General features: G+C 60.7%; 9 protein-coding genes and 1 other RNA gene. 8 read left to right on the forward strand and 2 right to left on the reverse strand.

Features of this window, described 5'->3' with window-relative positions; translation table 11 throughout:
* Window positions 1–222: 222 nt before the first annotated feature.
* The 8 genes from M2400_RS06780 to M2400_RS06815 all read left to right on the forward strand — a co-directional run bounded on the left by M2400_RS06780 (window position 223) and on the right by M2400_RS06815 (window position 11,860).
* Complete coding sequence (locus M2400_RS06780; protein ID WP_177134675.1) at window positions 223–882, forward strand: GntR family transcriptional regulator; 660 nt, start codon at window positions 223–225, stop codon at window positions 880–882.
* Window positions 883–884: 2 nt separating this feature from the next.
* The gene (gene smc / locus M2400_RS06785; RefSeq protein ID WP_177113363.1) at window positions 885–4,373 is read left to right on the forward strand and encodes a chromosome segregation protein SMC; all 3,489 of its coding nucleotides are present in this window, start codon (window positions 885–887) and stop codon (window positions 4,371–4,373) included.
* 258 nt (window positions 4,374–4,631) lie between these two features.
* Window positions 4,632–5,483, forward strand: coding sequence for a cell division protein ZipA (gene zipA, locus M2400_RS06790; RefSeq protein ID WP_177045754.1), 852 nt, complete (start codon window positions 4,632–4,634; stop codon window positions 5,481–5,483).
* Window positions 5,484–5,570: 87 nt separating this feature from the next.
* Complete coding sequence (gene ligA / locus M2400_RS06795) at window positions 5,571–7,931, forward strand: NAD-dependent DNA ligase LigA (RefSeq protein ID WP_177113361.1); 2,361 nt, start codon at window positions 5,571–5,573, stop codon at window positions 7,929–7,931.
* Window positions 7,932–8,069: 138 nt separating this feature from the next.
* Window positions 8,070–9,233 carry a putative zinc-binding metallopeptidase gene (locus tag M2400_RS06800; RefSeq protein ID WP_259196172.1) on the forward strand — a complete coding sequence of 388 codons (1,164 nt, stop codon included), beginning with the start codon at window positions 8,070–8,072 and terminating at the stop codon, window positions 9,231–9,233.
* Window positions 9,234–9,441: 208 nt separating this feature from the next.
* Window positions 9,442–9,538: signal recognition particle sRNA small type (gene ffs / locus M2400_RS06805), an RNA gene on the forward strand.
* 662 nt (window positions 9,539–10,200) lie between these two features.
* Complete coding sequence (locus M2400_RS06810; protein WP_177045745.1) at window positions 10,201–11,247, forward strand: N-acetylmuramidase family protein; 1,047 nt, start codon at window positions 10,201–10,203, stop codon at window positions 11,245–11,247.
* A gap of 1 nt (window position 11,248) precedes the next feature.
* On the forward strand, window positions 11,249–11,860 hold the full coding sequence (locus tag M2400_RS06815; RefSeq protein WP_259196170.1) for a hypothetical protein: 612 nt from the start codon (window positions 11,249–11,251) through the stop codon (window positions 11,858–11,860).
* A gap of 57 nt (window positions 11,861–11,917) precedes the next feature.
* Here M2400_RS06815 and M2400_RS06820 read toward each other — a convergent pair whose 3' ends face one another.
* Together M2400_RS06820 and M2400_RS06825 are read right to left on the reverse strand one after the other, a co-directional pair.
* Window positions 11,918–12,829, reverse strand: coding sequence for a DUF2167 domain-containing protein (locus M2400_RS06820; RefSeq protein WP_259196169.1), 912 nt, complete (start codon window positions 12,827–12,829; stop codon window positions 11,918–11,920).
* Between the two features lie 61 nt (window positions 12,830–12,890).
* On the reverse strand, window positions 12,891–13,754 hold the full coding sequence (locus M2400_RS06825) for a LysR family transcriptional regulator (protein WP_177113351.1): 864 nt from the start codon (window positions 13,752–13,754) through the stop codon (window positions 12,891–12,893).
* Window positions 13,755–13,757 lie beyond the last annotated feature (3 nt).

Genomic DNA, 13,757 nt, shown 5'->3' on the forward strand with positions numbered 1-13,757 from the left:
CTGACTTTTCGGTCAACGATTTTCTGACCGAAAGGTCAAGAAAGTGCGATCTCAACATCTTTAATTATGGTCCAGTTCTCTGGAACCGCCGTTTTTGGGGGCTTCTGGACTTTAACGGCTGCTTATTTCATGCCAAATTCCGCTCTGTGGGCCGTACGCCATCAACCGGCAAGTGCGCTACACTGCCGCGCTTGTACCGATAGAAGATTTTGAAGGGAAAACATGACGTTCAAGGCGCCGGATAGTCTTGCCGAGCAAATCGCTCACCACCTCGCCGAACGTATCATTCGCGGCGAGCTCAAGCCTGGGGAGCGGATCCAGGAGCAGAAGGTCACACTGGCGCTCAATGTCAGCCGTGGCTCCGTGCGCGAAGCCTTGCTGATCCTCGAGCGCCGGCACCTGATCGCGATCCTGCCGCGCCGTGGCGCCCATGTCACCGAGCTCTCCGCCCACAAGGTGCAGAGCCTGTGCACGCTGATGGGCGAGCTGTACATCCTGCTGGGCAACGCGGTCGCCGCCGGCTGGCAGACTCAGGCCGACATGGCGCCGTTCGTGCAGATCCAGCAGCGCCTGATCGCCAGCTTCGAACGCCAGGACATCCGGGCCTTCGTCGAAGAGAGCTTCAACGTGATGCGCGCCGCCTATCCGTTCGCCAACAACCCGTATCTGCAGGAAACCGTCGAGAACCTGCAGCCGGCGATGAACCGTGCCTATTACCTGGCGCTGGATCAACGCAAGGCGTCCATGAGCGAGTACCTGGTGCTGTTCGAGCAATTGCTCGCCGCCGTGCTGGCCCGTGACCTGCCGCAGATTCGCCAGGTGCTCTCGGCCTACGGTGAGCGCAGTTGCTCGCTGGTCATCGCTGCGTTGGCGGAAGCCTAAGCGTGCGGCTCAAGTGCATCAAACTGGCGGGGTTCAAATCCTTCGTCGACCCGACCACGGTGAACTTCCCCAGTAACATGGCGGCAGTGGTGGGGCCCAATGGTTGCGGCAAGTCGAACATCATCGACGCCGTACGCTGGGTGATGGGCGAGAGCTCCGCGAAAAACCTGCGTGGCGAGTCGATGACCGACGTCATCTTCAACGGCTCCACCAGCCGCAAGCCGGTGAGCCAGGCCAGCATCGAACTGGTATTTGATAACTCCGACGGCACCCTGGTGGGCGAGTACGCGGCCTACGCGGAAATTTCCATCCGTCGCAAGGTGACCCGCGACAGCCAGAACAGCTACTTCCTCAACGGCACCAAGTGCCGCCGCCGGGACATCACCGACATTTTCCTCGGCACCGGCCTGGGCCCGCGCAGCTACTCGATCATCGAGCAGGGCATGATCTCCAAGCTGATCGAAGCCAAGCCGGAAGACCTGCGTAACTTTATCGAAGAAGCGGCCGGCATCTCCAAGTACAAGGAACGCCGCCGCGAGACCGAAAACCGCATCCGTCGCACCCATGAAAACCTCGCCCGCCTGACCGACCTGCGTGAAGAGCTGGAGCGCCAGTTGGAGCGCCTGCACCGCCAGGCCCAGGCCGCCGAGAAATATCAGGAATACAAGGGCGAGGAGCGTCAGCTCAAGGCGCAACTGTCGGCCCTGCGCTGGCAAGCATTGAATGACCAGGTGGGCCAGCGCGAAGCAATCATCGGCACCCAGGAAATCAGCTTTGAAGCCCTGGTGGCCGAACAGCGCAATGCCGACGCCAGCATCGAGCGCCTGCGGGACGGTCACCATGACCTGTCCGAGCGCTTCAATCTGGTGCAGGGGCGCTTCTATTCGGTGGGCGGTGATATCGCTCGGGTCGAGCAGAGCATCCAGCACGGTCAACAACGTTTGCGCCAATTGCAGGATGACCTGAAAGAAGCCGAACGTGCGCGCCTGGAAACCGAATCCCACCTGGGCCACGACCGCACCTTGCTGCTGACCCTTGGGGAAGAGCTGGACATGCTCACCCCCGAGCAGGAAGTCACCAGCGCCGCCGCTGAAGAAGCCGCTGCGGCCCTGGAAGAATCCGAAACCACCATGCATGGCTGGCAGGAGCAGTGGGACAATTTCAACCTGCAATCCGCCGAGCCGCGCCGCCAGGCTGAGGTGCAGCAGTCGCGCATCCAGCAACTGGAAACCAGCATGGAGCGCCTGGCCGAGCGCCAGCGGCGTTTGGTGGAAGAGCGCGTGCTGCTCGCCGCCGACCCGGAAGATGCAGCGATCATGCAGTTGAGCGAGCAGCTGGCTGAAAGCGAAATGACGCTGGAAGAGCTGGAAGCCAGTGAAGAACAACAAGTGGAGCGCCTGGAGCAATTGCGTCAGCAACTGCAACAGGCGACCCAAGCCCAGCAAACCGCTCAAGGTGATTTGCAGCGGCTCAACGGCCGGTTGGCGTCCCTGGAGGCCTTGCAGCAAGCGGCGCTCGACCCGGGCACCGGCACGGCCGAATGGCTGCGCGATCAACACCTGGCCGAACGCCCGCGCCTGGCCGAAGGCTTGAAGGTTGAAGCCGGTTGGGAGCTGGCGGTGGAAACCGTGCTCGGCGCCGATCTGCAAGCGGTGCTGGTGGATGATTTTGGCGGCTTTGACCTGGCGGGTTTTGCCCAGGGCGACCTGCGTTTGCTCAGCCCGGCGGCGGACGGCACTCGCGTGCCGGGCAGTTTGCTGGACAAGGTCGAGGCGGCGATTGACCTGTCGCCTTGGCTGGGCCAGGTCAAACCGGTGGACAGTCTTGAGCAGGCCCTGGCCCAGCGCGGCCAATTGGCTGCCGGGCAAAGCCTGATCAGCCGCGACGGCTTTTGGGTTGGCCGGCACTTTTTGCGGGTGCGTCGCGCCAGCGAAGCGGAAAGCGGCGTTCTGGCCCGTGGCCAGGAAATCGTCAACCTGACCGCCGAGCGCGAAGAGCGCGAAGCCACCCTCGAGTCCCTGGAAAACCAGCTGCAAACCCTGCGCGCCACCCAACGCCAGCAAGAGACCGGCCGCGAACATCTGCGCCGCCTGTTGCAGGACGAAGCGCGCCAGCAAGGCGAATTGAAAGCCCAACTCTCGGCGAGCAAGGCCAAGGTCGAGCAACTGACCCTGCGCCGTACCCGTCTCGACGAAGAAGTGGCCGAGATGGGCGAGCAACGCGCCCTCGAACACGAACAAGTCGGTGAAGCCCGTCTGCAACTGCAGGAAGCCCTCGACAGCATGGCCCTGGACACCGAGCAGCGCGAGTTGCTGCTGGCCCAGCGCGACAGCCTGCGTGAACGCCTCGACCGCGTACGCCAGGAAGCCCGTCAGCACAAGGACCACGCCCACCAGTTAGCCGTGCGCCTCGGCTCCCTGCGTGCGCAACACGACTCCACCCGCCAGGCCCTTGAACGCCTGGAAATGCAGTCCGAACGCCTGACCGAAAAGCGCGAGCAACTGAGCCTCAACCTGGAGGAGGGCGAAGCTCCGCTGGAAGAGCTGCGCCTGAAGCTCGAAGAGTTGCTCGACAAGCGCATGACCGTCGACGAAGAACTCAAGACCGCACAGATCGCCCTGGAAGACGCCGACCGTGAACTGCGCGACGCGGAAAAACGCCGGACCCAGGCCGAGCAACAGTCGCAACTGATCCGTGGTCAGCTCGAACAGCAGCGCATGGAATGGCAAGCCCTCACGGTGCGCCGCAAAACCCTGCAAGACCAGTTGCTGGAAGACGGCTACGACCTGCATGGCGTACTCAATACCTTGACCGCCGAGGCCAACGAGAAAGAAGCCGAAGAAGAACTTGAGCGGATTGCCGCGCGTATTCAACGACTCGGCGCGATCAACCTCGCCGCCATCGACGAGTACCAGCAGCAGTCCGAGCGCAAGCGTTATCTGGACGCGCAGAACGCCGATCTGGTCGAAGCCCTGGACACCCTGGAAAACGTGATCCGCAAGATCGACAAGGAAACCCGCAATCGCTTCAAAGATACCTTTGATCAGATTAATGGTGGTTTACAGGCGTTATTCCCGAAAGTTTTCGGTGGTGGCAGCGCTTACTTGGAACTGACGGGCGAAGATCTACTCGATACAGGGGTAACGATCATGGCGCGGCCTCCGGGCAAGAAGAACAGCACCATCCATTTGTTGTCCGGTGGCGAGAAGGCACTGACGGCGTTGGCCCTGGTATTTGCGATCTTCAAGTTGAACCCGGCGCCGTTCTGCATGCTCGACGAAGTTGACGCCCCGCTGGATGACGCTAACGTTGGACGGTACGCCCGACTGGTTAAAGAGATGTCCCAGACGGTGCAGTTCATCTATATCACCCACAACAAGATCGCCATGGAAATGGCTGACCAGTTGATGGGTGTGACGATGCACGAGCCTGGCTGTTCGCGATTGGTGGCGGTGGATGTCGAAGAGGCGATGGCGTTGGTGGAATCCTGAGCCCACTTCGAAGGAGGATTTTCAGCAGGATGTAAGGTGATTTACCGGTCTGGGAAAAGTGGCAAATGGACATATTTGTTCAAGGCATTTTGACAGACGGTGTAAAGTTATCTTTGGTCGTGCTAGTTTAATGTCAAATTTTCGTATGCGTGGGCAAAACGTCATTCAGAACATAGAGTTGGCGCCACGTTTTAAAGCGGTTTGCACGGTGCTAAACCCCTTATTTTTCAGCATTTTTTATTAGAGGCACGGGATTACATGGAAATCGGTCTGCGCGAGTGGCTGATCGTCATCGGCATTATTGTCATTGCCGGTATTCTTTTTGATGGCTGGCGCCGGATGCGCGGCGGCAAGGGCAAGTTGAAATTCCGCCTGGACCGCAACCTGTCCAATCTGCCGGATGACGACGGCAGCGCCGAGCTGCTGGGGCCACCGCGTGTCCTGGATAACCATAAAGAGCCGCAGCTGGACGAGCACGACCTGCCGTCGATGAGCGCACCGGTGCGTGAAGCCCGCGAGCCAAAGCGCGGCAAGCGCGCGGCTGCCAGCGAACCGGCCCAGGGCGACCTGAACCTGGACCTGGACGAAGGCCCGAGCTTCAGCAGCCGTGACGATGACTTCCCGGATGAGGCACCGACCAGGAGCGCCCATAAAGAATCCGTCAAGGACCAACCGGCCGCCGAAGAGGTGCTGGTGATCAGCGTGATCTGCCGTGACGCCGCCGGCTTCAAGGGCCCGGCCTTGCTGCAGAATATTTTGGAAAGCGGCCTGCGTTTCGGCGAGATGGATATTTTCCACCGCCACGAAAGCATGGCTGGCAACGGTGAAGTGCTGTTCTCCATGGCCAACGCGGTCAAGCCGGGCATCTTTGATCTGGACGACATCGACCATTTCAGCACCCCGGCCGTGAGCTTCTTCCTCGGTCTGCCAGGCCCGCGTCACCCGAAACAAGCATTCGACGTGATGGTGGCCGCTGCCCGCAAGCTGTCCCAGGAACTCAACGGCGAGCTCAAGGACGATCAACGCAGCGTCCTGACCGCCCAGACCATCGAGCATTACCGTCAGCGCATCGTCGAGTTCGAGCGTCGCGCCCTGACACAGAAGCGCTGAGGTCCAAGCTTAAGCGTTGCCTGTAGAATCCATGCACTAACATATTGAGCAGCTTCGGCTGCTCTTTTGCTTTATGAGAGAACACCCATGACCGCCGCCCACACCCGCATCCTCGAACTGCGCGCTGAACTGGATCAGCACAACTACCGTTACCACGTCCTCGACGAACCGAGCATCCCGGACGCCGAGTACGACCGGCTGTTCCACGAGCTCAAGGCCCTGGAAGCCGAGCACCCGGACCTGGTCACCCGTGATTCACCGACGCAGCGGGTCGGCAGTGCGGCATTGTCTGCATTCACTCAGGTACGCCACGAAATCCCGATGCTCAGCCTGGGCAACGCCTTCGATGAAAGCACCATGCTGGAATTCGATCGCCGGGTGACCGAGGGCCTGGACCTGCCGGTAGGCGACCTGTTTGGCGGTGGCGCGGCGGTGGAATACAGCTGCGAGCCGAAGCTTGATGGCCTGGCGGTCAGCCTGCTGTATCAGGATGGCGAACTGGTGCGTGGCGCCACCCGCGGCGACGGCACCACCGGTGAAGACATCAGCGTCAACGTGCGCACCGTGCGCAATATTCCTCTGAAACTGCAGGGCAGCGGCTGGCCGGCGACCCTGGAAGTGCGCGGCGAAGTGTTCATGTCCAAGGCCGGTTTCGAGCGGCTGAACGCCACGCAGCTGGAAGTCGGCGGCAAGACCTTCGCCAACCCTCGCAATGCGGCGGCGGGTAGCCTGCGCCAGCTGGATTCGAAGATTACCGCCAGCCGTCCGCTGGAATTCTGCTGCTACGGCGTGACCACGGATATCAGCGACACCCACATCGGCAATCTGCAACAGCTGAAGCAGTGGGGCATGCCCATCAGCCATGAGTTGAAGCTGGCCAAGGGGATTCAGGATTGCCTCGACTACTACCGTGATATCGGCGAGCGCCGCAATGCCTTGCCGTATGAAATCGACGGCGTGGTGTTCAAAGTCAATAGCATTGCCTATCAGCGGGAACTGGGCTTCCGTGCCCGCGAGCCACGCTGGGCGATTGCCCATAAATTCCCGGCCATGGAAGAGCTGACCGAACTGCTGGACGTTGAATTCCAGGTCGGCCGCACCGGGGCTGTAACGCCTGTGGCACGCTTGAAGCCGGTCAAGGTTGCCGGTGTGACCGTGTCCAACGCCACCCTGCACAACATGGACGAAGTGGCACGCCTGGGCTTGATGATCGGCGACACCGTGATCATCCGCCGTGCGGGTGATGTGATCCCCCAGGTGGTGTCGGTGGTCACCGAGCGTCGCCCGGAAAACGCCCGTGCGGTGCAGATCCCCGAGAGTTGCCCAGTGTGCGGTTCCCACGTGGAGCGCACGCAGTTGGTCAAGCGCAGCAAGGGCAAGGAAACCGTCAGCGAAGGCGCGGTGTATCGTTGCGTCGGGCGCCTGGCCTGCGGTGCGCAGCTCAAGCAGGCGATCATCCATTTCGTCTCGCGCCGGGCCATGGACATTGACGGCCTGGGCGACAAGACCATCGAGCAACTGGTGGACGAGAAGCTGATCGGCTCGCCGGCTGACCTCTACAAGCTCAAGTACGAACAGATCATCGACCTGGAAGGCTTTGCCGACGTTTCCAGCAAGAAGCTGATCACCGCCATCGAAAACAGCAAGACGCCAACCCTCGCACGGTTTATCTACGCCCTCGGCATTCCCGATGTAGGCGAGGAGACCGCCAAGGTGCTGGCGCGCTCCCTGGCGTCCCTGGAGCGCGTGCAGCAGGCCTTGCCGGAAGTGCTGACGTACTTGCCGGACGTCGGCCTGGAAGTGGCCCACGAGATTCACAGCTTCTTTGAAGACAGCCATAACCAGGAAGTGATCGGCGCCTTGGTCTCCAAGGAGGAGTGCGGCCTGGAGTTGCAGGAGCAGGGTGAGCTGAGCGCCGAGTTCGCGGCCAGTACCACGTTGGGTGGTTTGCTCGACAAGCTGCACGTGCCGTCTGTTGGTCCGGGTGCTGCGCAGAAACTGGCGGACAAGTTTGGCTCCCTCGAAGGCGTGATCAAGGCCGACTGGCTCGACATGCGCCAGGCGTTGCCGGAGAAGCAGGCCAAGGCCGTACGGGATTTCTTCGACGTTGAAGAAAACGCCCATCGCGCGCTGGCCATCGAGCAGCAGCTCAAGGACTTCGGCATGCACTGGCAGAGCGAGAAGAAGGTCGTCGAAGGCCTGCCCGAGGCCGGTCACACCTGGGTGCTCACCGGCTCCCTGGAACTGATGAGCCGCGACGTCGCCAAGGAAAAACTTGAAAGCCTGGGCGCCAAGGTGGCGGGTTCTGTGTCGGCGAAAACCCATTGCGTGGTGGCCGGGCCGGGCGCGGGTTCGAAGCTGGCCAAGGCCAGTGAGTTGGGCTTGAAGGTGCTGGATGAAGAAGCATTCGTCGCGTTCCTCACCCAGCACGGCATAACCGTTGCCTGACGCTCATCCTGTAGGAGCCGGCTTGCCGGCGATGGCGTTTTCAAGATCGCCATCGCCGGCAAGCTGGCTCCTACAATTCGTGGGAACGATCATCGGCAGGAAATGATCTAGTCTTGGGCAGCCCAGGGAGAGATCGCCATGTACCGCTTCTTCGAACAACTCAGTTCGCGCATTGCCGCACCGTTCATGGCCGAGACCTCGCGCAACAGCAAGGTCTGGCAGTGCCGCTGTGGGCAGTCGCTGTTCTTTCGCAACAGCCAGTGCCTGGCCTGTTCGGCGCTGCTGGGCTATCAGCCGGAGCAGAGTCGCCTGTCCTCACTGCAGCCCGGCCCGTACGCCGATACGTGGCTGCTGGACGCCGACCCCGAAGGCGTTGCCTTTCGCCGCTGCGCCAACCTCGACACGCCGGCCGCCTGCAACTGGTTGCTGCCCGCCAACAACGGCCAGACCTTGTGCATAGCCTGCAGTCTGAATCGCACCATCCCCGACCTGTCGATCCCCGAAAACCCGGAACGCTGGCGCAAGGTCGAAACCGCCAAGCGCCGCCTGGTGGCGCAACTGATCAGCCTGGGTTTGCAGGTCATCCCCAAGACCGTCGATGAAGACACCGGCCTGGCCTTTGATTTCGTCGGCATCGACCTGGAAGGCAACGCACCGACCACCGGCCACGCCAACGGCCTCGTCACCCTTGATATCAAGGAAGCAGACGACGCCCACCGCGAAAAAATCCGTGTGCAGATGCGCGAGCCTTATCGCACCTTGCTCGGGCATTTTCGCCATGAAGTCGGCCACTACTACTGGGACCGCCTGATCGCCAACAGCCACTGGCAGGAAGCGTTTCGCACGCTGTTCGGCGACGAGCGCGCCAGCTACGCCGACGCCCTTGAGCACCACTACCAGAACGGCCCGCGCCCGGACTGGCAGCAAACCTGCGTCAGCGCCTACGCCACCATGCACCCTTGGGAAGACTGGGCGGAAACCTGGGCGCATTACCTGCACATGATGGACGCCGTCGACACCGCGCTGGGCTTCGGCATGAGCGCCCGGGAGATGGACCTGGATTACCAGCCATTCCCTCTGAGCACCCTCTACGACCCTGAGCATCCCGGTGGCGCGGCATTCCTGTCATTCGTCAATGCCTGGATCGAGCTGGCCGGCATGCTCAACGAACTGTCCCGCAGCATGGGCCAGCCGGATTTCTATCCGTTCGTCCTGCCGCCGGCGGTGATTGCCAAGCTGCACTTCATTCACCTGGTGATCCAGCAAGAGGGCGGCAGGGCAGATGAGGTCGTGCTTTTGTAGGAGCAAGCTTGCTCGCGATGGTCGTCAACGATGACGTGCCTATGCTGAATGAACGCGGCGTGTTTGCGGTCTTCGCGGGCAAGCTCACTCCTACAGGCAAGTACTTGAACCATCAGATATTTTTAATCCCGCACCAACGGTTGTAACTTCCGATGAGATCGGTACAATGGCGCGGCTTGCCGAGAGGCGAGCGTCGTTATGGTGACCCCATCGGTCCCCCCGCAACGATTACCCGTGAACCTGGTCAGAGCCGGAAGGCAGCAGCCACAGCGGGAACATTGTGTGCCGGGGTGTGGCTGGTGGGGTTGCCTCCATAACGCCCCTTCTGCAGTAATTCTTTCTCCATATTCCGACTCAAAGCGCCAGATTCAGATCAGCGTTTGATTTTCTCGTGCCTGAATTTCAAGTTTCTCCCTTGATCATTTGGCGGAAAGTCTCATGTCTGAAGGAAATTAGGTGTGATATCGTTGCGCCACTAATCGCGTTGTGTAACCAGTGTTATAGGGAGATGGCATGAAAAAAATAATAGTTTTGTCCGTTTTAGCTGTGGCAGTAGCCTTTTCATCCAGCAGTGTTTTCGCTCGTGGCAGCAGCTTTGGTGGGCACTCGTCATCCCACTCCGGTTACTCCTCGTCCAGTCGCTCCGATCACACTATTCGAGCGTACACCAAAAGCAATGGTACCCACGTAGGCTCCTCTCATGCGACGAACCCGGATGCTACTCGCAACAATAACTACAGCACCAAGGGCAACGTGAATCCCTACACCGGAAAGCTCGGGACCAAAAGCCGTGATGGCTTCAAATAGTCGGGTGCTTCACAACGAGTGAAAGTCCTTCTGGACAACCCAAATTCGCCTTGTTAGTTTGCGCCAGCGACATATTTCTAAATATGTCGACGGCACATGGATGATATTAAAGTGATGGCGCTTTATGGCTCATCTACTCCAACTAACAAGGATGTCGGTAATGAAAAGCCTGCAAGGGTTGCCTACTCTCATCAGCGCTTCCGTCGGTGCGCCGGGCAAAGCCCGCAACTTGCCCGCCGACGTTCAGTGCGTCCAGTACTTGTTCAACTTGATCATTCCCAAGTTGGGTTTTCCCCTCGCCGAAAACGGCAAGTGCGACGGTCAGTTGGTGCAGTGCATCAGCCAGTATCAGTTCCGCTATCTCAAGTACGCTCATCCTGATGGCGTGATCGACCCCACCGGGCGCACGTTCAATAGCCTGATCGAAGAGGCGGTGAAGGTGCCGGTCAAGCCGCACCCGACCCTGCGCATTCCGACCTTCCTGAATGTGTTCGGCAATACCAGTTCCGACATGGTCCAGGCGACCGTCAACCATTACCTGGACCGCATGCGGGCAATGATCGAGGCCGAGCGGCGCAACCGGCAGATGATGCTCCAGGCCACGTGCGACGGCGGTACGACGCTGACGGATACGGACTTTCAGAACGCCGCCACGCAGTTGGGTAACGGTATTTCCGTCAATATCATCAAGGCCTTCGCCACGGTGGAGTCGGGCGGGCGCTCAGGGTTCGGGCCCGCCAAGTTGCCGGTAATCGCTTTTGAAGGGCACCACTTTCGCAAGTACACCCATCATAAATACGATCAGACCCACCCGCTGTTGTCGTACCCCTACGTGAAAAAAGCCGGCCCCCAGTGGAAGGCCAACAACAAGGACCAGACCAAGGCCTGGGAAACCATGGCCACCGCCTTTGCACTGGATCAGGAAGCAGCCTTGAAATCGGCCTCCTGGGGCATGTTTCAGATAATGGGCTCCAACTTCACGGCATGCGGTTATAAAACGGTGTTTGAATTTGTGGTGGCCATGAAGATTAATGCCGGGCAGCAACTAAAGGCCTTCCTCGGTTTTTGCAGCCAGAGCCCGGCCCTGGTCAAGGCCATGAAGAACAAGGATTACGCCGCCATGGCGCTGAACTATAACGGCAAGGATTATGGCGACTATGACCAGCGCATCAAAAAAGCCTACGAAGCACTTGAAGGGAAAAAATAGTATGCCGTTCAAACATTGCCTGTCTCGTTTGTGGGTTGCCTCTTTCGTGTGTGTGGTGGGAGCGCCCGCGTTTGCCGCCACGTTGCACTCGGGCAAGTACGAAGGGCTGATGCTGGCCGTGACGCCTGAGCATCAGGTGGAAGGTTTTTATTCTGAGGAGATGGGCGAGGGCGTGACCCGCACGTGCACGTTCTTCCTGCAGGGCAAGGTCGACGGTGCGAAGGCGTCGGTGTCCACCTGGCTGGATGCGACTTATCCGGGAACCGTGGCTGCCTCCTCGGACGGCGTGACGCTGACCGTGGAGAAGGGCCGCGAACATCCCGGTTGCGTCAGTGTGTTGATGCCTGAAATTGCCACCGGCCTGGACCTGAGCCAGACGGCTGCCAAGAAGTGGATTGGCCTGGTGACCGTTTCGTCCGACAAGGCCTTCCTGCAGAAAACCCCGGACGCCAAGGCCAGTCATCGTGCCTACGTGGTCAAGGATGATGTGGTCGCGGTGCTGGCGTTCAAGGATGGCTGGGCCCAGGTGGAGTACATCAACGGCGAGGGCCGCTCTTCCAAGGGCTGGATCAGCCAGGACCAATACGCCAGGCTGGCTCCTGCGAAAAGCTGAAGCTGTTCTGTGAGCCGCGGTGTGCCAGGCACGCCGCGGCTTTTTTATGCCTGCAACTCAGGCCTTGTTGCGATTGAACAGCTTGCGGATGACGGCGAACAGCGCCACGACGCCAATCACCAGGAACTTCTTCGCTGCCAGCAGGAAGATGCCGATCTTGGCGAACAATCCGGCCTTGGCGGCGATCCCGCCGGCGACCAATGCGGCGAGGCCGTAGGTCGCGAGTTTGTCAGTCTTCGGGTTGAAGTCGGTGTACAGGTTGCCATCCGTGAAGTTGGTAAAGGCCAGGACCTTGGGCAACTCCTGCTTGATGGTGGCCAGGTCGGACATCCCGGCGACGGCGTTGAGTTCCAGCACGCCTTCACGGCCCAGCACGCGGATGCTGTAGTTGAGGGTGGTCTGCTTGGCGTCGTCGGCTTTCAGTTCACGGGCCCAGTACATCTTGTGGGTGGTGTCGTCGTAGTGCGGCGGCTCAGCCCAGCCCAGCAGGTGCAGGCCGGCGTAGCCTTGCTTCTGGCGTTGCTTGTTGTCTTCGACGTCTTCTTCCTGCATTTGCTTGAGCAGTTCGGCGTAGTCGATTTTCGCCGCGTCCTCGTCGGAGATGTGCCCGTCGGCCTTGTAGCTGACGATCACGCCCCAGCCGCGTTCCGACAATGGGCTGCCGGCTTTCGGCACGATCATGCCCAGCGTCTTGAAGCCTGGCGGGTTGCCCCAGCCATCGGTCAGCAGGCGCTCGGTGTCTGCGGGGTCGAGGTAGTAGAACTCGTCGTTGAGCTTGAGGGTGGCGATGCCGCCGGGCAGGGTGACCGTACCGGTCTTCTGCTTGAGGGAGCCGAGAAAATGTTCTGCGGTTTCGGGGGCTTCGGCGGGTGCAGTGGCTTCAACAGGCGCCGGCTTGGCGGCGGCAAAAGCGGGTGCGACAGGCAGGCTCAGAGCGGCCGCCGCCAACAACAGGCGGAAGTAATTCATGGTAGTCCCTTACAATTTGAATTAATTTCGCGGCAGGATAACTGAAACATGTTGCAACGGGTTAGCCGAATGTCTCTCGCAGCAGCCCCGCAAATGCGTCCCGCGCCAGGTGGCGTTGGGTGTCTTTGTGCCAGAACAGCAGGTTATCCACTGCCGCCAACTCGTCGAAGCGGTAGGACGTCAGCTGGTTGGCCTGTTCGTAGCGCGCCAGGATGCCTTCCGGCGCCAGCGCCACGCCAATCCCCGCGCTGACGCAGCCAATGATCGTGCCCCAGCTGGCGTAGCTGGCGATGGCCGGTTTGATGTCGTGGGGCTTGAGCCAGTTTTCCAGGGCGGCGCGGTACGGGCAGCCGGGCGGCCAGACCAGCAGGGTGCGGCCGGCCAGGTCCCGGGCATCTTCGATGGGCGCGCTGGAAGCGCTGGTGATCAGCACCAGGCGCTCGCTGTAGACCACACTTTGTTCAAGCTTCGCGCGTTTGCCGCCGGCGGCCACCAGCGCGGCATCGATGCGGTGGTGCTGCAGGTCATCGAGTAGCTGGGCCCAGGCGCCGGTCACCAGTTCCAGCTCCACTTGTGGATAGCGTCGATGGTATTCGGCCAACAATGGCGGCAGCCGGCCGCTGGCGCTGGATTCCACCGCGCCGATGCGCAGTTTGCCGCGGGGAATCGCATTGCTGTCGACGGCGCGCTTGGACTCTTCCACCAGCGCCAGGATGCGCTCGCAGTAGTCGAGAAACACCTCACCGGCCGCACTGATCGCCAACCCGCGCCCGGCGCGAATGAACAGCGGGGTGCCCAACTCGCTTTCCAGCTGCTTGATGCGCGTGGTGATGTTGGACGGCACGCAGTGCAATTGCAGGGCGGCCTGGGCCACGCTGCCGGTTTGCGCCACGGCTTTCACCATTTTCAGTTGGGCCAGTTCCATCGC

Origin of the sequence: Pseudomonas sp. BIGb0558 (assembly GCF_024807515.1) — a bacterium.
Taxonomy (GTDB): Bacteria; Pseudomonadota; Gammaproteobacteria; order Pseudomonadales; family Pseudomonadaceae; genus Aquipseudomonas; species Aquipseudomonas yamanorum_A.